Origin of the sequence: Paracoccus sphaerophysae, assembly GCF_000763805.1 — a bacterium.
Lineage (GTDB): Bacteria > Pseudomonadota > Alphaproteobacteria > Rhodobacterales > Rhodobacteraceae > Paracoccus > Paracoccus sphaerophysae.
The window spans coordinates 1-20,042 of the sequence record NZ_JRKS01000052.1; the positions used below are offsets into that span (position 1 = coordinate 1).

Sequence of the window (20,042 nt, forward strand, 5' to 3'; positions counted from 1 at the left end):
GACCCCAACTGCTACACCCACCGAACCGCAGGCCCCCGCCGCGCCCGCCGCCCCCCAAGCCACGGCGGCCGAGTCGGGGCAGCGGCCATGAACCTCTCCACCTGGTCGATCCGCAATCCGGTCCCGCCGACCGCGATCTTCCTCGTGCTGCTGATCGTCGGGCTGTTCAGCTTCATGCGGCTGCCGGTGACGGCGATGCCGAATATCGACCTGCCGATCGTCACCGTCTCGATCGGCCAGCCCGGCGCCGCCCCGGCGGAACTGACCAGCCAGGTCGTCAAGCCGATCGAGGACGCCATCGCCGACGTGACCGGCGTCCGGCATATCAGCTCGACCGCCACCGACAGCGCCGCCAACGTCACCGTCGAGTTCGAGCTGGAAACCGACAGCGACCGGGCACTGAACGACGTCAAGGACGCGGTCGCCAGCGTGCGCTCGGACCTGCCGGATTCGATCACCGAACCGCTCGTCCGGCGCCTCGACGTCACCGGCATGCCGATCCTGACCTATGCGGTCAGCGACCCGACCCGGTCCATCGAGGAGCTGTCGAAATTCGTCGAGGACGTGATCGCGCGCCAGCTGTCGACCGTGGACGGGGTCGGGCAGGTCAGCCGCATCGGCGGCGCCGACCGTCAGATCGAGGTGGCGCTGGACCCCGACCGCCTGCTGGCGCTGGGCCTCACCGCGGCCGGGGTCAGCCAGGAGCTGCGGTCCAAGAACATCAACATGGGCGGCGGCCGCGGCGATCTGGCGGGGACCGAGTATTCCATCCGCACGCTCGGCTCGGCCGATACCGTGGCGCAGCTGTCGGCGACGCCGATCTCGATCGCCTCGGGGCGGACGGTGCGGCTGGACCAGCTGGGGCAGGTCACTGACGGGCCCAGCGACGAACGCAGCTTTGCGCTGCTGGACGGCAAGCCGGTGGTGGCCTTCGGCGTCTATCGCGCCAGCGGCAAGTCCGACCTGGTTGCCGGCGACGGCGCGAAAGAGCGGCTGGCCCAGATCTCGGCGCAGAACCCCAACCTGCGGGTGACGCTGATCGACGACGCCACCACCTATACCGAACAGTCTTACCATACCGCGATGGAGACGCTGTACGAGGGCGCCGCGCTGGCCGTCATCGTGGTGATGCTGTTCCTGCGCAACTGGCGCGCGACGTTGATCGCCGCGGTGGCGCTGCCGCTGTCGGTCATCCCCACCTTCTTCGTGATGGACATGCTGGGCTTTACCCTGAACGGGATCAGCCTGCTGGGGATCACGCTGGTGACCGGCATCCTGGTCGACGACGCGATCGTGGAAATCGAGAACATCGTCCGCCACATTCACATGGGCGTGCCCCCCTACCAGGCGGCCGAGGAAGCCGCGACGGAAATCGGCACGACGGTCATCGCGATCTCGATGTCGATCGTGGCGGTGTTTGCGCCGGTCAGCTTCATGGGCGGCATCGCCGGGCAGTATTTCAAGCAGTTCGGCCTGACCGTCGCCATCGCCGTGCTGTTCTCGCTGCTGGTGGCGCGGATCATCACGCCGATGCTGGCCGCCTATTTCATGCGCGGCGCCGGGCCCGCGCACGAGGAACGCGACGGGCCGGTCATGCGCGGGCTGATGGGCGTCCTGCGCTGGACCATGCGGCACCGGCTGCTGACGCTGCTGCTGGGCTTCGGGGTCTTCGCGGGCTCGATCTATTCCGCCACGCTGCTGCCGACCGAGTTCATCGCCTCGGGCGATATCGGCCGCAGCCAGATCGAGCTTGAGCTGCCGCCCGGATCGACCATCGCCCAGAACCAGACCGTCTCGCGCGACCTGTCGGCGCGTATCGCGCGGGTGCCCGAGGTGCGGTCGGTCTTCGTCATGGGCGGCACCGACGAGGTCACCACGTCGCGGGTGATGATCAACTATGGCCGCAAGAGCACCCGCGAGCGCGACCAGTTCGCCATCGAGGCCGAGCTGAAGCGCGACCTGGCCACGGTGCCGGACGTCCGGCTGAACTTCCAGAACGAGAACGGCGCCAACGACGTGTCGATCAGCGTGCTGGGCGACAGCGAGGAGGCTGCCGGGCAGGCCGCAGCGCTGCTGGTCGCCGAGATGCGCCGGATGCCGGATCTCGAGACGGTGAGTTCATCCTCGAGCCTGCGCCGCCCGGAAATCCAGATCGCGCCCAAGACCGAGCTGGCGGCGCAGTTGGGCGTCTCGGCCAGTTCGATGGCGCAGACGCTGCTGGTGGCGACGCTGGGCGACAGCGAATCGAACCTCGCCAAGTTCAACGCCGGTGACGAGCAGATCCCGATCCTCGTGCGGTTGAACGCCGAGGCGCGCAAGGACCTGCTGCAACTGCGCAACCTGCGGGTGCCGTCGCAGGCGGGCCAGGTGCCGCTGGCGGCGGTGGCCGATGTGTCGCTGTCGGCCGGCGCGACCCAGATCGAGCGCTATGACCGCCGCTATCGCACCACCGTCAACGCCAACCTGGTGGACGGGGCGGTGCTGGGCCCGGTGTCGGCCAAGATCACCGCGCTGCAGGAACAGATCGCGCTGCCGCCGGGGACCGAGTTCCAGACCGCCGGCGACGCCGAGATCATGGGCGAGGTGTTTTCCGCCTTTGGCATCGCGATGGGGTCGGGCGTGCTGCTTGTCTATGTCGTGCTGGTGCTGCTGTTCCACAACTTCGTGACGCCGATTTCGATCCTGCTGTCGCTGCCGCTGGCCATCGGGGGGGCGATGTTCGCGCTGTATCTGACCGGCTATGCGATGGGCATGGCGGTGGTGATCGGGTTCCTGATGCTGATGGGGATCGTGACCAAGAACGCGATCATGCTGGTCGAATTCGCCCTGAGCGCGATGGACGCCGGCGCGGCCAAGCGCGACGCGATCCTGGACGCGGTGCACAAGCGCGCCCGCCCCATCGTCATGACAACCATCGCCATGGCAGCGGGGATGGTGCCGTCCGCGATCTCGACCGCCGAGGGGTCCGAGTTCCGCGCCCCGATGGCGATCGCGGTGATCGGCGGGCTGCTGCTGTCCACGCTGCTGTCGCTGCTGTTCGTGCCGTCGCTGTTCTCGCTGATCCACGGGGCGCAGGAGGGCGCGGGGCGGTTCATCCAGCGCATCGTCGGGCTGAACCGGGCGCCGCGGTCCGAGGTCTGAGGCGTACTCGGGGGCTTCGCCCCTCGCGCCTGCGGCGCTTCACCCCAGGATATTTGGGCAAAGAAGAAGGGCCGCGGTGTGGCGCGGCCCTTCTTGTGTGGAGCGTCGGTCAGGCGAGCATGCCGACCGGGTTTTCCAGGTGCTCGACGATGGCTTGCAGAAGCTGCGCGCCGAGCGCGCCGTCGATGACGCGGTGGTCGACGGACAGGGTCATCGACATCACGTTGCGGATGACGATCTCGCCGTCTTCAACCACCGGAGTCTGAATGCCGGCGCCCACCGCGAGGATCGCGCCGTGAGGCGGGTTGATGACCGCGTCGAAGTTCTCTATCCCGAACATGCCGAGGTTCGAGATCGCGAAGCTGCCGCCCTGGTATTCGTGCGGCGCGAGCTTCTTGGTCTTGGCGCGGGTGGCAAGGTCCTTCATCTCGGCCGACAGCGCCGAGAGCGTCTTCTTGTCGGCGTCCTTGAGGACCGGGGTGAAGAGCCCGCCCTCGATGGCGACGGCGACCGCCACGTCCGAGGGTTTCAGCTTGATGATCCGGTCGCCGGCCCAGACCGCGTTGGCATCCGGCACCTGCTGCAGGGCCAGCGCGCAGGCCTTGATGATGAAGTCGTTGACCGACAGCTTCACCCCGCGGGATTCGAGTTGCTTGTTCAGCGTCGCCCGGAACTCCATCAGCGCGTTCAGCTTGGCCGAGCGGCGCAGGTAGAAATGCGGGATGGTCTGCTTGGCCTCTGACAGCCGCGCCGCGATGGTGCGGCGCATCCCGTCGAGCGCGACCTCTTCGGTCTCACGGCCTTCCAGCATCTTGGCGACGGTGGCATAGCCCATACCCTGCGGGACGGCGGCTGCCTGCGCAGGAGCGGCGGCTTGCGGCGCTGCCGCGGGCGCTGCGGCGGCGGCAGGCTTGGCGGCGCCGGGTTGGGCGGCTTCGACGTCGGCCTTGACGATGCGGCCCTTCGGCCCCGAGCCGGTGATGCCTGCCAGGTCGATGCCCTTTTCCGCCGCGATCCGGCGGGCGAGGGGCGAGGCGAAGACTCGGTCGCCCTTGCCGCGTGCCGGGGCGGGGGCAGCAGAGGGGGCAGCGGTCTCGGCCTTCGGCGCCTCTTTCGGTGCGTCGGCTTTCGGCGCTTCGGCCTTGGCCGCGCCGCCCGCCGAAGCGGCGGCCGAGGCGTCCTCGCCTTCCTCCAGCAGGACGGCGATGAGGGCGTTCACCTTGACCCCCTGGGTGCCCTCGGGGACGACGATCTTGCCGATCACCCCTTCGTCCACTGCCTCGAATTCCATCGTCGCCTTGTCGGTCTCGATCTCGGCGAGGATGTCGCCGGATTTCACCGTGTCGCCCTCTTTCACCAGCCACTTGGCCAGCGTGCCTTCCTCCATCGTCGGGGACAGCGCGGGCATCAGGATTTCGGTTGCCATGTCACGCGCTCCTTACCGATAGGTCACTTTGCGGACCGCCTCGACCACCTCGTCCGCCGTCACCAGCGCGAGGCGTTCCAGGTTCGCCGCATAGGGCATCGGCACGTCCTTGCCGGTGCAGTTGATCACCGGGGCGTCCAGGTAATCGAAGGCGTTTTCCATGATCCAGGCCGACAGGTGGTTGCCGATGGACGCCACGGGGAAGCCTTCCTCGACCGTGACCACCCGGTTCGTCTTCTGCACCGACCGCAGGATCGCCGGATAGTCGATCGGGCGCAGGGTGCGCAGGTCGATCACCTCGGCGTCGATGCCGTCGCCCGCCAGCTTCTCGGCCGCCTCCAGCGCATGGGCCATGCCGATGCCGAAGCTGATGAGGGTCACGTCACGCCCCTTGCGGGCGACGCGGGCCTTGCCGAAGGGAATGGTGAAATCGGGCAGGTCCGGGACGTCGAAGGTCCGGCCGTAGAGGATCTCGTTTTCCAGGAAGATCACCGGGTTCGGGTCCCGGATCGCGGTCTTCAGCAGCCCCTTGGCATCGGCCGCCGTATAGGGCTGCACGACCTTGAGGCCGGGGATCGCCGCATACCAGGCCGCATAGTCCTGGCTGTGCTGGGCGCCGACCCGGGCGGCGGCCCCGTTCGGGCCGCGGAACACCATCGGCGCGCCCATCTGGCCGCCGGACATGTAGAGCGTCTTGGCGGCCGAGTTGATGATGTGGTCGATCGCCTGCATGGCGAAGTTGAAGGTCATGAACTCGACGATCGGGCGCAGCCCGCCGAAGGCGGCGCCGACGCCGATCCCGGCAAAGCCCATTTCCGAGATCGGGGTGTCCACGATCCGGCGCGGGCCGAAGCGTTCCAGCAGGCCCTGGCTGATCTTGTAGGCGCCCTGGTATTCGCCGACCTCCTCGCCCATCAGGAAGACGGTCTCGTCGCGCTCCATTTCCTCGGCTATCGCCTCGCGCAGCGCCTCGCGCACGGTCATCTGCTTGACCGCCGTGCCCCGGGGCCAGTCGGGGGATTCGTCGGGTTCGGGGGTGCTGACCGCCTCGACGGCGGATCTGGCGGCGGCCGGGGCGGCGCCGGCATCCTCGCCCTTTTCGTCCTTGCTGTTCTCGCCCGTGCCGGTCCGGGCCGGCGGCTCGGCCGACGCGGACGACGCGGCGGAGGCCGCCGAGGCGTCCTCGCCCTCGGCCAGCAGCATGGCGATGGGGGTGTTCACCTTGACGCCCTGGGTGCCCTCGGCCACCAGCAGCTTGCCGACGGTGCCTTCGTCCACCGCCTCGAATTCCATCGTGGCCTTGTCGGTCTCGATCTCGGCCAGGATGTCGCCGGATTTCACCGTGTCGCCCTCTTTCACCAGCCACTTGGCCAGCGTCCCTTCCTCCATCGTCGGGGACAGTGCGGGCATCAGGATTTCAGTTGCCATGTCGTCCCCTCCTCAGGCGGTCTGCGGCGCCGGATCAGCGTCGGCATAGATGTCGGTCCACAGCTCGGATTCGGCCGGTTCCGGGCTTTCGCGCGCGAAATCGGCCGAGTCGTTCACGATGTCCTTGATTTCCTTGTCGATGGCCTTGAGGTCGTCCTCGGTCGCGTGCTTGCCCTGCAGCAGCAGCTGGCGGACGTGTTCGATCGCGTCGCGTTCGTCGCGCATCTTCTGCACCTCTTCGCGGGTGCGGTACTTCGCCGGGTCGGACATGGAATGCCCGCGATAGCGATAGGTCATCATCTCGAGGATATACGGTCCCTTGCCGGCGCGGCAGTGGGCCACCGCCTTGTCGCCTGCGGCCTTGACGGCCAGCACGTCCATGCCGTCGACCTGTTCGCCGGGGATGCCGAAGGCCTCGCCCCGGCCGTACAGCGTCGTCGACTTGGTGGACCGCTTCATGCTGGTCCCCATCGCGTACTGGTTGTTCTCGATCACGAAGATGACCGGCAGGTCCCACAACTCGGCCATGTTGTAGGTCTCATAGACCTGGCCCTGGTTCGACGCGCCGTCGCCGAAATAGGTGAACGTGACGTTGTCGTTGCCCTTGTACTTGTCCGAAAATGCCAGCCCCGCGCCCAGCGGCACCTGGGCGCCGACGATCCCGTGGCCGCCGTAGAAATGCTTCTCTTTCGAGAACATGTGCATCGAGCCGCCCTTGCCCCTGGAGTATCCCCCCTCGCGCCCGGTCAGCTCGGCCATCACGCCGCGCGCCTCCATCCCGCAGGCGAGCATGTGGCCGTGGTCACGATAGGACGTGATGCGCTTGTCGCCTTCCTTGGCGGCGGCCTCCAGCCCCACGACGACGGCTTCCTGGCCGATATACAGGTGGCAGAAGCCGCCGATGAGACCCATGCCGTAAAGCTGGCCGGCCTTCTCCTCGAACCGGCGGATCAGCAGCATGTCGCGGTAGTATTTCAGCAGATCGTCGCGGGACACGTTGGCGGTGTTCGCGGATGCTGTCGGGGCGGGGGCGGCCGCCTGGGCGGGCCGTGCCGGGCTACGGGCCATGCTAGTCCTCCGGTATGCTGCGGAATAGTTCAGCGTTGAACTAGTCCTGACGCGGCCCGGCGGCCGGTGCAAGCCGATTCCTGACGCGGCGTCATTCGCCCGGTGCAGGGATGCCTAGCGGATGACCAGCTCGTCCGCCCGGACCAGCCCCAGCACGTCGCGGGCGCGTTCGTCCAGCAGGTCGAGATCGAGATAGTCGTCCGACAGCCGGCGGGTCAGGTTGCGCATCTTGGCGACCTCGCCGGTGAGGACCTCGCGTTCCTTGACCAGATCGGCGGTCTCGGCCTCGAGCTGCACCCGGCGCAGCAGGCCCGAGGGCCCCTGCACGGCGGCGAAGGCGAAATACAGTCCCAGCAGCAGCATGATGATGAAGAACACGACGGCGCTGACGGGCAGGGTGCGGGACATGATCGCTCCGGCTGGTTTCGGCCCTTATGCCATGCCGGGGCGGGCAGGGGAATCCGGGTTCGTCACCAGCAGGTCGGCCAGCACCAGCGCCATGACCTGCGCGCTGTCCAGCATGTCGCGCACGCCGATCCATTCGTCGGGCTGGTGCGCCAGGTTCAGCACGCCCGGCCCATAGGCGATGCAGTTCTTAAGCTTGCCGATGCGGTCGATGTGCTTCTGGTCATAGGTGCCGGGGCTGACCACATAGCCGGCCTCGATCCCCAGCACCCGCTCGATCGCGGCGGCGGTGGTGCGGACCACCGGCGCGTCGCGGTCGGTCATCGAGGGGATGACCTCGAACAGGTCGCGGATCTCGTACGAGAAGCTCGCCCGCTGCGCCCTGACCCGCTCCATCAGGGCGGCGACCTCGGCTTTCACCTCGTCCAGCTGTTCCTCGATCAGGAAGCGGCGGTCGATGACGATGCGGCAGCGGTCGGGGACGCAGGGGGCGGGCAGGCCGGTATAGCCCTCCTCGGGTTCGCGCGCGCCGCCGTGGATCGAGTTGATGTTCAGGGTCGAGTTCCGCGCCCCGTCCGGGATCACCGGCATCGCCGTCTGCTTGCCGGCGAGCAGCGGATACAGCGTCCGTTCCATCTCGTCGATGACCGCGCCCATGTGGCGCACCGCGCAGTCGCCGAGGAACGGCATCGAGCCGTGGGCGATCCGGCCCCGGGTCTCGATTTCCGCCCACCAGACGCCGCGATGGCCCAGGCAGATGCGGTCCTTGTGCAAGGGTTCGGGGATGATGACGTGCTGCACGTCGGCGAAATGCCCGTGCTCGGCCAGATAGGCGACGCCGCCATAGCCGCCGGATTCCTCGTCCGCCGTGGCGCTGATCTGGATGCGGCCGGCGTGGTCGGGATGGGTGGCGACGAAGGCCTCGGCGGCGATGATGCTGGCCGCCAGCCCGCCCTTCATGTCGCACGCGCCGCGGCCATAGATGCGGTCCTCGTCGGGGACGTATTCGCCGCCGAAGGGGTCACGGGTCCAGCCGTGGCCGACCTCGACCACGTCGTGGTGGCTGTTGAAATGCACGGTGTCGCCGGGTCGCCCCGCGTCATGGGTGCAGATCACGTTCCAGCGCGGGTAATTCTCGCTGTCCCCCGGCGCGCCCTGGGCGCGGATCAGCTCCACGCGCCAGCCTTGCGGTTCCATCCGGGCGGCCAGCGCCTCGCAGATGTCAAGGTAATGCAGGCCCGGCGGGTTCAGCGTGGGGATGCGGATCAGCGCCCGGGTCAGCGCGATCAGGTCCTCGCGGCGGGCATCGACGGCGGATTTCAGCGTGTCCATGCGCGCGATGCTAGGGGCGAAGCGCCGGCATCGCAATCGCCAGGGGAACCGCCTTGCCAACCGGCGGTTTTCCCTCCGTAACTTGGACCGACGCCGATTTGAACGGAGTGTGCCCGCATGGCCAGCCTCGACCAGCAGATCATCGACAGCCAGAAGCAGGTGGCCGTCACCCAGGACAAGATCAACCAGATCGGCGTGACGCTGGACCGGATGGCGCGGGCCGACACCGCCGCGACCGCCCCGCAAATGGACATCGCCAATGCCACGCTGGCCGATGTCCATAAGCACACCGAGCAGATGAACGCCAACATCGCCGAGCTGATCATGGGGCTGGACGATGTGACCGCGGGGTTTTCCAAGGACTTCGAGCAGATGCGGTCCAAGACCGGCTGGGAAAGCTTTGTCGGCATCTTCGCCCGCGGCAAGTCGGAATCGATGCGGCAGGAACGGCTGCGGACGGCCTCGGTCGACGACAAGCTGCAGGACCTGATTTCCAAGTCGGACGTCATCACCCGGCTGCTGCAGGACCAGCTGGCGCTGCTGCAGGACCAGCAGGTCAAGGTCGAGAGCAACCTGACCCAGACGCTGGCCGACCGCGAGGCCGCCGTGGCCGAACTGGAAAGCCTGCGTGAGCGCATCAAGGCGATGGACCCGCGGCTGATCGAACTGGAAAACAAGGTTTCCAGCACCACCGACCCCAGCGACCGCACCCGGCTGGAAACCGAGCTGGCGATGGCCAACAAGGACCACAACGAGCTGGTGCAGGCCGAGCAGGTGGCTCTGGCCCGGTCGCAGACGCTGGAACGCTATATCGAGTCGGGCAAGACCTGGGTCGACAGCCTGCAGAACCAGGCCGCGACGCAGATGGTGCTGATCAACAAGCTGCAGACCGACACCAAGCAGCGCGTGGTGCTGTATGACGCGCTGACAAAATCGCTGAAGACCGCCCAGCAGCAGGACGTGGCCCACCGCATCAACGAGATCGGCGTGCGAACCGACCAGGAGGCCGCGACCGCGATGGCCGGCATCGGCGCCGCGACCAACGAAAAGATGGCCGACATGCTGGAGGCGCACGGCGAACACATGGTCTTTGCCCGCAAGGTGCTCGAGGAGAAGGCCAAGGCCGACGAACGCTTTGCCCGCCGGTTCAGCGAGATCGTCGAGAAGCACGACAAGAACCTGTATTCGGGGTCGTAAGTGACCAACCCCGCCGCCGGCCTGTCTGCCGACCACCGCGAGATCGCCGACGACCTCGTCGCCCGCGGCTATTTCCTGCAACTGCGCCGGATCGCCGCGGCGCTGACCCCGGCCCTGGGCGAGATGGTGCGGGACCGGGTCTTTGGCCTGACCGACACGCAGGTGATCCAAGGCTATCTGCGGGCGCTGCTGGCAACCGTCGATGCGCTGTCGATGAAGTATCTCGTGGCCTCGCGCGTCGAGGGCCCGCTGTCGCGGCGGCTGGTGATCGACATCCACGATTCCGGCTTCCCGGTCTGGCAGGAGATCGCCCAGACCGCCGCCGATGCGGCGCAGGCTGGCGAACAGCTCGCGCGTACCCCCACCGCCGCCGCGATCAAGGACGACATGATCCGCGAGATCTTGTCCGACCTGCGCCATCCGACGCGGCTGCAATTCGCCCTGTCGCAGCGGATGTATTACGAAGCGCTCGCCGCCGGGGGGCTGTTCTGGCCGCAGATCCACCCGATGGCGCTGGGCATGGGGCAGGAAGGCCACCGCCGCCGCTGGCTGATCCACTGGGGCGTTTATGACAGCCGCCAGAACTTGCCGGTGGTCTATCTGCTGGACTGCGACGACACCGGCCGCCGGCCGCTGCCCGACGACGCCAAGCGCTGGCCCGAGGCGCAGGCGCATCTGCTGGCGCAATCCGTCGGCGCACTGCAATTGCTGACGATCGCGCAGGGCTTCGACGCCGATTTCGACACGCTCCACCCCTGGCGGCTGCGCCGGGTGACGCTGGGGCCGATCCATTCGCGCGAATTCACTCTGCAGGAGGGGCCGATCAAGGGCGTGCTCGAGGATGCCCACGCCAGGCCGGGCGAGGACTGGGCGCTGGCGATGGCGGTCGAGGACCTGCAATCCGGCCGGGTCGAGATGCAGAATTCGGGGGTCTTCAGCGTGGTGGAAAAGCAGGTCTACCGGATCGACACCACCGGCGCGCACGGGATGGGGCAGGGGCTGACCTCGGCCCAGCGGCTGCTGGTGATCCCGCAGCGGCCGTTCCAGGCGCTGTCGCGGCTGGACCCGCCGGGCTTCCGCGGAATCCGCAAATACGTGCCGATGCCCGACGGGCGGGTGATGGGGGTGAACTGATGGAAACCCGCGACGAGATGGAACTGCCCGAGCCGAAGATCCGCGCCCACTACCCGCAGGCGCTTTCCCTGCTGACCGGCTTTGACCACGCGCCGCGGCTCGCCACCGCCGCGCCGGTGGCGGTGGCGGAACGCTCGCCCGGCATCCCCCGCGCCTCGCGCTTCCGCTCGACGACGCCGGGGCTGGCGGGGCTGTCCACGCAGCGCCCCGGCGCGGTGCGGCTGGTGGACCGGATCGAGCGGGTGGGCGGCGACGACCTGCCCTCGGCGCTGTCGGCGACGGTGCTGCGCGCCCTGCGCCGGGCGCTCGCCATCGCGCTTGCGGTGGGGGACGAGGTGTCGGCGCGGTCGGGCGCGGCCGAGTTGAAGCGCGCCAACCTCGAAAACCGCCTGCCGCCCGAGCAGGCCGGCGCCTTCAAGGAAATGCTGGCCGCGGAATCGCTCGCCGTGCTGTCGGTGCTGGCCAACGCGACCGCTTTCCTGCTGGCCGAACACGCGGACGGCGAGGCGCCCGACATCGGCGGCGTTTCGGAAATCCTCACCGACGCCCCCCACACCGCCCTGCAGGGCGCGCTGTGGGAGTTGGACCAGAAGCTCGCCGCGGCCGCCGACGACAAGGCGGTGGCCGCGATCACGCTGGCCTGGGCCGAGGCGCTCGCCGCCGCCGTCCAGGCCCGCGCCGACGCCGCGCCGCGCACCGCCGCCTTTGCCGGCGCCCGCTGGCGGGTGTCCGCCGACGACCTGCCCATCGCCGGCTTCGCCCCCGCTACCCGCGCCCGCGGCAGGCCCGTGCAGATGGCCTTCAAGCGCCCGGAAGAGGTCGTCGGCAACGCCATCGCCAAGCACCAGGCGATGCGGCTGGCGCGGATGCTGGTCGCCTATGACTTTGACCGCCGGATGAACCCGTTCGTGGAGCTGGGCGGCTTCATCTTCACCTTCCTGGGCGACGGTCGGCCGGGGACCGGCAAGACCACGCTGATCCAGATGATGGCGGGGCTGATCAACGACTACTGCGCCGTCGCGGGCTATCCGTGGCGCTATGCCAATCTCGGCATCGACAACGTGGACAGCTATCAGGGCAAGTCGGGGCAGAACGCGCGGGCGTTCATCGACAGCGTGCTGGATCCATCGGTGATCGGCTTCGGCACCATCGACGACATCGACCAGGTGGCGGGGCGGCGCGGGGACCGGCAGTCCTCCTCGGGCCAGCAGGAGATCACCGCGGTGCTGATGGACGCCTTCGCCGGCGCCGGCACGGTGGTGCGCGGCAACGCGACCTTCGGGATGTTTTCCAACCACGCCGAGTCGATTGACGACGCCCTGCGCCAGCGCGCCGGCGCCCGCTTCCTGATCGACGGCCCGAAGACGCGCGAGGACTACATCGACATCTTCGCCCTGCTGCTGGGCAAGCGCCACGACATCCCGGTGGGCGAGCACGACCTGATGAAGGCGCAGGAAATCCGCACCGCGGTGCGCAAGGGCTATTCCGGCCACGACCGCCCCGCAGAGGCCTCGCTGGCCGCGATCTGGGACGAGGTGTCGGCCCGGCTGGGCCCGGTCGACACGCTGTCCGAGATCGGCACCTATCTGCACGCCATCGCCGAGGCCGAGCCGCGCTTTACGGGGCGGGCGGTCAAGAACATCACCGACGCGATCAAGACCCGCGCGATGGATTTCGACATGCCCGACGAATGGTTCACCTCGCCCGAGCCGTTCCTGCACCAGCCGTACGCGGTGAAGCTCGAGATGATCGCAGCGCTGCGCCAGCCGATCACCCCGGCGATGGTGGTGCAGGAAATCAACCGCTACGCCGACAGCGAATGGCGCTATGCCGAGACGGCAGACGAAAGCGCCATCGAGGAAACGGTACGCGGGATGGAGCGCATGGCCGAGGCGAAGAGAAGGTATGAGGGGGCGGGGCACTGATGGGTCGGGCCATTTTGATTGCCATCCTCTTCGCGGTCTTCGCCGGCCCCACCCTCGTGCGGCCCCGCGGCGCCGGCTGGTCCGTGGTTATCTCCGGCTCGATCGCGTTCGCCGGGTTGCTCACGATGTATGCCACGACCCTCGAGTGCCACGGCGCGTATTGGCAGGAGCCCTTCACTCCGGGCCATTGCTTTGGGAACGACGTGGCTGCCGCCAGCTTCGCGGGCGGATTCGTCATGGCAGGCATCCTCATGACGTTTGCGCTCAGGGATGCCGTGGTCCTGTCGAGGACACGGACATGAATCTCCTCATCGAACGGGGCCTGATGTTCGGGAACCTCCTGCGGGTGGACTCCCCCGCCTGGGTCGCGCTCTACAACCGTGCGCTGGAAAAGCTGACAGGCAAGACCACCGCGCTGACCGAGTTCCACATCGACCTCACCGGCCTGTCGCCCGAGATCGGCGACGAGCTGGGCGATCTGGACTATCTCAACCCGCCGAACGGCAACCGCCAGTTCATCCTGCTGACGACCGAGCAGAAGACCGCGCCGATGCTGGCCGCGGACCTCTCGGTCTATCGCGCGATCCTGCGCCGCTTCATCGCCGATAACGAAAGCCAGCTCTTCAGCCTCACCGCCCGCGACGCGGTGGTGGGCGAGATCGACGACGAGGTCTGGCAGGTCGCCCAGCCCGCCGACCTTCTGGACATCCGCAAGGTGCGGATCAGCGCCGACACCACCGGCAACCATGTCGCCGAGGCTGATCGGCTGACCGCGATGATCGACCGCTTCCGCAGCCAGCCCGACGCCTGGTGGGACGACGTGCTGATCGCCGAGATGATCGAGCAGGCCAAGAAGTCCGGCGACGTGACCCGCAATCCGGTGCGGCTGGCGCACACCAGTTTTGACGTGCCGGATTTCTGGACCCCTGCCTTCGGCGGCGTCTACGTGATCCGGTCGGCGCGCGAGCCGGCGGTGATCTTTACCGATCCCGCGCAGGAGGTCCCGCTGTCCGGCGTCCTGACCATGAGCGCCCATGACCGCAACGAGATCGCCGCCTGGCTCGCCCGCAACGGTCTCGCCGAACCCATCGCGGCCGCCGCGGCGGCCGACACTGCCGCGATCCTGCGCCAGAAGATCGACTTCATCCTGGTCGACTCGGCGACCCGGGCCGGCATCGACCCGGGCGACGGCACCCGCGCCGACCTGCGCCGCGCCGCGGCCCGGCTGGCCCCCGCGGCCATGCCGGCCGAGCTGCGCGGGCTGGCCGCGATCCTGCGCTATGTCGAAACCGGGGGCGACTGGCCGGTGATTGATTCCGGCGATCCGGCCTATTTCTATGTCCTGCGCGCCACCGCGCTGCCGGCCCGCGACGTGGTGAACCAGCTTCTGACCGAGCTTGCCCCGCATGATGTGCGAGCGCTGTTCACCCTGAACAAGACGCTGTTTTACAAGCTGTTTCAGGGCTGGGACGCGGCCAAGCAGAAATACGTCGCGGACCAGCTGGCGCGGGAATACCAGATCGACAAGCAGGGCACGCGCGAGGCACTGTTCGGGCCGGAACCCGGCATGGCCGAACCCGGCGCGCCCGAGCGTAACGCGCCTGCCGCACCCGCCGCGCCCTGGGGGCCGGCGCGGGTGACGCTGACTGAACGGGCCGCGCCGGCGGCCGGGCCGTGGGGGGCGGCACGCTGATGGCCATCATCCGATTAGCCGCCATCGTCATTGCCATCGAGGCGCTGTTCTATGTGATGCTGTCCTACTATCTGCGCTCGCTGCGGCGCGAGCGGCTGGAAGAGGAGTGGGCCGAGCGCCACCCTGCCGAGCCCGGCGACAGCCCGGAACGCGACGAGTTCGTGCGGCGTTCGATGCATGACTTTCACCGCACGCTCAGGTCGCGGCTGGTGGCGCTGGTGTTCATGCTGCCGACGCTCGCGATCTTCGTGATCGCGTATCTTGTGAACAACCGCTGAGGAACCCCGCCCATGCGTAATTTTCAGGTCGTGCTGGGGGTGCTGTTCGGCGTCCTTGTGTTCCTGTTTCTCGACTATGCGCTGCCGTCGCGGAACACGGTGCGGATCACCAACACCTACAACAAGCTGACCGATCTGGGCTGGAATAAGATCTTCTATGCCTCGCCCGATACGGGCACGGTGCAGAATGCCCAGGGCCTGCGCGACATCCGTTTCATCGACACGGTGCGGCCGAACGGCAAGCCTCTGGTCTATCGCAACGAGGATACCGGCACGATCTGGCCGCCCTATTTCAAGTACGACAGCTCGAACCTGCATGCGGTGGCGGGCGACCTGAAATCCAGCGCCGAGGCACCGCGCTGGGTCAGCGTGACCTCCTATGGCTGGCGGATCTCGCCGCTGAGCATCTTCCCCAACGCGATCTCGATGCGCCCCGTGGCGGGACCGGGCGACCACCCGCTCAACTGGCCGGCGATGGCGATCCTGGGGGTGATCGGCGCGCTGCTGTTCCTGATCTGGCGGATGTGGAACCAGTTCCGCGAGCGGTCCATCGACCCGGCGCTGGCCCGCGCCGACCGCGCGATCGACCGCGTGGACGACCGCCTGGACAGCGCGCGCGACCGGGTGGTGGCGGAATCGCGGCAGGCGCGGGGGCGGTTCAGCGGCTGGGTGGACAGCTGGCGCGGCAAGCCACGGCGCTAGGGCGTTGCGCGGGCTGCGGCCTGACCGACGGGGCGAGCCGGGTTGCCCGCGACCGTGGCCCCGGCCGCGACGTCGCGGGTGACGACCGCGCCCGCGCCGAGGATGGCGCCGTCGCCGATGCGCACGCCCGGCAGGACCAGCGCGCCGGCTCCGATCCAGACATCGTCGCCGATTCGGATCGGCCGGCCGTATTCCTCGCCCGCGGCCCGACGCGCGACCTCGCGCGGGTGGTCTGCGGTCAGCAGCTGCACCGCCGGGCCGATCTGGACCCGCACGCCGATGCGGATCTCGGCGACGTCCAGAAACACGCAGTTGTAGTTAACGAAGCACCCCGGACCGAAATGGATGTGCAGCCCGTAATCGACCGCGAAGGGTGCCCGGATCACCGCGCCGTTCCAGGTCCCCAGCAGGTCGGACAGGATCGCTTGGTCCGCGGCGTCGCCCTCGATCCCGCTGCGCGCGGCGGTCAGGCGCTGCGCGCGCTGGCGCAGGGCGAGCAGTTCGGGGTCGGACGGATCATAGGGCTGCCCGTCCAGCATGGCGCGGCGCGCCGGGCCGAGGGGCCGGGTCACATGAACCCCAGCTCCAGCCGCGCCTCGTCGGACATCATCTCCATCCCCCAGGGGGGCTGGAAGGTCATCTCGACATCGACCTGACGCACGCCGGGCAGGGCGTTGACGGCATCGGCGACCCAGCCGGGCATTTCGCCGGCCACCGGGCAGCCCGGCGCGGTCAGGGTCATCATCACCCGCACCGCGTCGGTGTCGTCGATGGCGATCGTGTAGATCAGCCCCAGGTCGAAGATATTCACCGGGATTTCAGGGTCATAGACCGTCCGGCACGCCTCGACCACGCTGTCGTACAGGGGATGATCGGTCGTCGAGGGCGCGATCAGCGGCGCCCCCTCGATCATCGGCTGGGTCTGTGACTGGTCCATGCGGGATGGCTCCCCTTCAATAGCTGAGCGATTATATAGGGGAACGCCGCGGGCGGTGAAAGGCCCCCCGGGGGCGGACGCGGCGGGGGGCCGGTGTGCCGTGACGGCATGGGTGCCGCGCCGCGTTCGGCCCGGCCGACGCCCGGCGTCAGAACCGCAGGTCGAAGCGATGAACGATCCCCAGCCGCAGCGCGGGCTGGCTGGTGTCCTCGACAAAGGGCGAATCCGCCGCATCGCCGACCAGCTTGCTGTATTCGACCTCGCCCACCACGGCGAGGCTGTCGGTCACCGCATACCGCCCCTCGAGGCTGACGCCCGCCGCATAGATCCCGCCCTGGGGGCTGTAGGCGGCATAGCCGCTGCGCGCAGATTCGTCGGCGGTCACGCCGAAATAGGTCTGGGTAAAGCTGTCGTCGCCGAACTTGGCCTCGATCCCCGGCCACAGCGTCAGCCGGTCGCTCGGGGCGATGCGGTACTTGCCGCCGACCGAGCCGGCCAGGCCGTCATGGCCGCCAAAGCCCTTGCGGACGATCAGCTGCGCCGTCGCCGGGCCGCGGGTATAGCTGAATTTCACCCCAGCCTCGACGGTGCCGTCGATGTCGTCCAGCCCGGTCAGCGCGTCGGAATCGTCGGCCTTGCGGCCGCCGCGCCAGTTCAGCGTCGGCAGCACCCGCAGCCCGTCGGACGAGCCGTCCGCGGTCGCCGCCTGCCCCGGCCGGGTCAGGTCCACGTTGCGGAAGATGACCCAGGGCGAGGTCTCCATGTCCTTCGAGCCCAGCCAGTCGGGTTCGACCTCGGCGCCCAGGCCGATATCGGCGGCGATGCCCCAGCCCTCCTGCGCGGCGGCGGGGGTGACGGTCAGCGCGGCCAGCAGGGCCGCAAGCGGGAAACGGGTCATGTCACTGTCCTTGTGATCGCCGGTGCGGCTTTCGTCATTGCGGGGGATTCTGCCGGGGCGGGGCCGGGCTGTCCAGCGCCGTCAGCCGCGCTCGGCGGCCTCGAGCCGCTCCAGTGCCTCCATCCACAGCGCCTCGGCTCGCGGCAGGGCCTCGGACGCCTCAGCGTGCTTGCGGCCCCATTTCTCGGCCTCGGCCGGGTCGTCATACAGCGTTGGGTCGGCCATGCGGGCGCTGATCTTTTCCAGCATCGCGGTCAGCTTCTCGACCCGTTCTTCGCCGCGCCGCGCCTCGGCCCGCAGTTCGAGGATCTCGTCGCGGCTGGCGCGCTGCGCGGGCGCCTTGGGCGGCGAAGCCGGGGCCTTGGGTTCGTCGCTGGCCAGCAGCGAGCGGCGATAGGTGTCCAGATCGTCGGCATACGGCGTCACCGCCCCGTCGGCCACCAGCCACAGCCGGTCCGCGACCAGCTCCAGCAGGTGCATGTCGTGGCTGACCAGCACCACGGCGCCGGTATAGTCGTTCAGCGCCTCGGTCAGCGCCTCGCGGGATTCGATGTCCAGGTGGTTGGTCGGTTCGTCGAGGATCAGCAGATGCGGCGCGTCGATGGTCGCCAGCAGCAGCGACAGCCGCGCCTTCTGCCCGCCCGACAGCGCGCCGACGCGGGTCTCGGCCTGCGCCTCCATCAGGCCGAACCCGGCCAGACGGGCGCGCAGCCGGGCCGGCGCCTCGTCCGGGCGCAGGCTGCGGACGTGATCCAGCGGGGTCTCGTCCAGATGCAGCTCGTCGACCTGGTGCTGGGCGAAATAGCCGACCCGCAGCCGGGGCGACTTGACCAGCCGGCCCTCCATCGGCGCCAGCCGCCCGGCGAGCAGCTTGGACAGCGTGGATTTCCCCTGCCCGTTTCGGCCCAGCAGCGCGATCCGGTCGTCCTGGTCCAGCCGCAGGTTCAGCCGCCGCAGCACCGCCCGGTCGCCATAGCCGACCGAGACGCCGTCCAGCGAGACGATCGGCGGCGACAGCTGGTCGGGCTGGGGGAAGGTGAAGCGGTGGAACTTCGCCTCTTCGGGCGAGGCGATCGGCTCCATCCGGGCCAGCGCCTTCAGCCGCGACTGCGCCTGCGCGGCCTTGGTCGCCTTGGCGCGGAAGCGGTCGACGAAGCTTTGCAGATGGGCGCGGCGGGCCTCTTGCTTCTTGGCCTCGGCCGCCTGCACGGCGCGACGTTCGGCGCGGGTGCGGGCAAAGCTGTCATAGCCGCCGGAATAGAGCGTGAGCCGGCGATCCTCGAGATGCAGGATCGAGCCCACGGCCCGGTTCAGCAGCCCGCGATCATGGCTGATGATGATGACGGTGTGGGGGTATTTCGCCAGATAGCCTTCCAGCCACAGCGCCCCTTCCAGGTCCAGATAGTTGGTCGGTTCGTCCAGCAGCAGAAGGTCGGGCTGGGCGAACAGCACGCCGGCCAGCGCCATCCGCATCCGCCAGCCGCCCGAGAAATCCCCGGTCGGCCGGGCCTGGTCTTCGGTGGAAAACCCCAGCCCCTGCAGGATCGAGGCGGCCCGCCCCTCGGCCGACCAGGCGTCGATGTCGGCCAGCCGGGTCTGGATGTCGGCGATGCGGTGCGGGTCGGTCGCCGTCTCGGCCTCGGCCAGCAAGGCGTGGCGTTCGGTATCGGCGGCCAGCACCGTGTCCAGCACGCTGAGGTTGGTGGCGGCGCTTTCCTGCGCCACCCCGCCGATCCGTGCCCGCGCGGGGAGGGTTATCGACCCGCCGTCCAGCCCCAACTCGCCCCGGATCAGCCGGAATAGCGTGGTCTTGCCGGCGCCGTTCGGGCCGACCAGACCGACCTTGTGGCCGTCCGGGATCACCGCCGAGGCATGTTCGAACAGCGGCCGCCCGGCGATGGCATAGGAGATGTCGTCGATCTTCAGCATCCCCGCGCCTTGCCGCAGCGCAGCCGGCGCGTCAATCGCCGGCTGTGCAGGGCGAGGTTCAGTCGGGGGCCCGGGCGTTCAGGTCCACAGGTCGGTCAGGGCGGCGAGGTTGACGTTCTGCAGCACCAGCATGTCGCCGGCACCAAAGTCGAACACCGTGGCGGTCCCGACCTGATGAGCGTATTGCAGCGACCCGGCGCGCGAGGCGATGCCGGTAAAGACCAGGCTGTCCCCATCCGCCGCAGAGAAGTCGGTGATGACGTCGCGGCCCATGCCGCGGGTAAAGACGAACCGGTCGGCCCCGGCGCCCCCCGTCATCAGGTCGGCCCCGGCGTCGCCCCACAGCTCGTCGTCGCCGGCGCCGCCCTGCAGCACGTCGTTGCCGGCGCCGGCGACCAGCCTGTCGTTTCCGTCATCGCCCAGCAGCCGGTCGTTGCCGGAACCCCCCGCAATGATGTCGTTGCCATCGCCGCCGCGCAGCACGTCGTCACCGTCCTCACCCGACAGGCGGTCGTCGTCGGCATCTCCCGACAACGACACGTTGTCGGG

Annotated in this window: 18 protein-coding genes; 8 read left to right on the forward strand and 10 right to left on the reverse strand. The window is 68.7% G+C overall.

Annotated elements, in window-relative coordinates; all coding sequences use genetic code 11:
• Positions 1–87 precede the first annotated feature (87 nt).
• Positions 88–3,141: an efflux RND transporter permease subunit gene (locus IC63_RS12905; protein WP_036720960.1), complete on the forward strand. Its 3,054-nt coding sequence runs from the start codon at positions 88–90 to the stop codon at positions 3,139–3,141.
• Positions 3,142–3,250: 109 nt separating this feature from the next.
• Here the strand turns inward: IC63_RS12905 and IC63_RS12910 are convergent, their stop codons facing one another.
• From IC63_RS12910 to IC63_RS12930, 5 genes are all read right to left on the reverse strand, one after another.
• Positions 3,251–4,567 (reverse strand): pyruvate dehydrogenase complex dihydrolipoamide acetyltransferase, encoded by a 1,317-nt coding sequence (locus IC63_RS12910; protein WP_036720961.1) that lies wholly within the window; start codon positions 4,565–4,567, stop codon positions 3,251–3,253.
• A gap of 12 nt (positions 4,568–4,579) precedes the next feature.
• The gene (locus IC63_RS12915; RefSeq protein ID WP_036720962.1) at positions 4,580–5,995 is read right to left on the reverse strand and encodes a pyruvate dehydrogenase complex E1 component subunit beta; all 1,416 of its coding nucleotides are present in this window, start codon (positions 5,993–5,995) and stop codon (positions 4,580–4,582) included.
• Between the two features lie 12 nt (positions 5,996–6,007).
• Positions 6,008–7,063 (reverse strand): pyruvate dehydrogenase (acetyl-transferring) E1 component subunit alpha, encoded by a 1,056-nt coding sequence (gene pdhA, locus IC63_RS12920; protein WP_084115846.1) that lies wholly within the window; start codon positions 7,061–7,063, stop codon positions 6,008–6,010.
• Positions 7,064–7,177: 114 nt separating this feature from the next.
• On the reverse strand, positions 7,178–7,471 hold the full coding sequence (locus IC63_RS12925) for an FtsB family cell division protein (RefSeq protein ID WP_036720964.1): 294 nt from the start codon (positions 7,469–7,471) through the stop codon (positions 7,178–7,180).
• 24 nt (positions 7,472–7,495) lie between these two features.
• On the reverse strand, positions 7,496–8,800 hold the full coding sequence (locus tag IC63_RS12930; protein ID WP_036720965.1) for an acetylornithine deacetylase/succinyl-diaminopimelate desuccinylase family protein: 1,305 nt from the start codon (positions 8,798–8,800) through the stop codon (positions 7,496–7,498).
• 117 nt (positions 8,801–8,917) lie between these two features.
• Between IC63_RS12930 and IC63_RS12935 the strand changes: the two genes are divergently transcribed.
• The 7 genes from IC63_RS12935 to IC63_RS12965 are packed head-to-tail and all read left to right on the forward strand — an operon-like array spanning position 8,918 to position 15,729.
• Positions 8,918–9,997, forward strand: a complete 1,080-nt coding sequence (locus IC63_RS12935) for a hypothetical protein (protein WP_036720966.1) — start codon at positions 8,918–8,920, stop codon at positions 9,995–9,997.
• Positions 9,998–11,131: a hypothetical protein gene (locus IC63_RS12940; RefSeq protein ID WP_052042223.1), complete on the forward strand. Its 1,134-nt coding sequence runs from the start codon at positions 9,998–10,000 to the stop codon at positions 11,129–11,131.
• On the forward strand, positions 11,131–13,056 hold the full coding sequence (locus IC63_RS12945; RefSeq protein WP_036720967.1) for an AAA family ATPase: 1,926 nt from the start codon (positions 11,131–11,133) through the stop codon (positions 13,054–13,056). Before IC63_RS12940 ends, IC63_RS12945 begins: the two co-directional genes overlap by 1 nt.
• A complete protein-coding gene (locus IC63_RS12950) occupies positions 13,056–13,358 on the forward strand; it encodes a hypothetical protein (protein WP_036720968.1) in 303 nt (100 codons plus the stop codon). The genes IC63_RS12945 and IC63_RS12950 overlap by 1 nt, the downstream gene beginning before the upstream one ends.
• Positions 13,355–14,749 (forward strand): DUF6638 family protein, encoded by a 1,395-nt coding sequence (locus IC63_RS12955; protein ID WP_036720969.1) that lies wholly within the window; start codon positions 13,355–13,357, stop codon positions 14,747–14,749. The genes IC63_RS12950 and IC63_RS12955 overlap by 4 nt, the downstream gene beginning before the upstream one ends.
• Positions 14,749–15,027, forward strand: coding sequence for a hypothetical protein (locus tag IC63_RS12960; RefSeq protein WP_232222611.1), 279 nt, complete (start codon positions 14,749–14,751; stop codon positions 15,025–15,027). Before IC63_RS12955 ends, IC63_RS12960 begins: the two co-directional genes overlap by 1 nt.
• A 12-nt stretch (positions 15,028–15,039) precedes the next feature.
• Positions 15,040–15,729, forward strand: coding sequence for a DUF1523 family protein (locus tag IC63_RS12965; protein WP_036720970.1), 690 nt, complete (start codon positions 15,040–15,042; stop codon positions 15,727–15,729).
• Here IC63_RS12965 and IC63_RS12970 read toward each other — a convergent pair.
• From IC63_RS12970 to IC63_RS12990, 5 genes are all read right to left on the reverse strand, one after another.
• Complete coding sequence (locus IC63_RS12970; protein ID WP_036720971.1) at positions 15,726–16,268, reverse strand: sugar O-acetyltransferase; 543 nt, start codon at positions 16,266–16,268, stop codon at positions 15,726–15,728. The genes IC63_RS12965 and IC63_RS12970 overlap by 4 nt on opposite strands.
• Before the next feature lie 29 nt (positions 16,269–16,297).
• A complete protein-coding gene (locus IC63_RS12975) occupies positions 16,298–16,666 on the reverse strand; it encodes an SUF system Fe-S cluster assembly protein (RefSeq protein WP_036720972.1) in 369 nt (122 codons plus the stop codon).
• A gap of 148 nt (positions 16,667–16,814) precedes the next feature.
• Entirely contained in the window at positions 16,815–17,564 is a 750-nt protein-coding gene (locus IC63_RS12980; protein WP_036720973.1) for a MipA/OmpV family protein, read from the reverse strand.
• An 81-nt stretch (positions 17,565–17,645) separates the two neighbouring features.
• On the reverse strand, positions 17,646–19,493 hold the full coding sequence (locus IC63_RS12985) for an ABC-F family ATP-binding cassette domain-containing protein (protein WP_036720974.1): 1,848 nt from the start codon (positions 19,491–19,493) through the stop codon (positions 17,646–17,648).
• 78 nt (positions 19,494–19,571) lie between these two features.
• Positions 19,572–20,042: calcium-binding protein (locus IC63_RS12990; RefSeq protein WP_036720975.1), on the reverse strand; the 471-nt coding region annotated here is incomplete at its 5' end.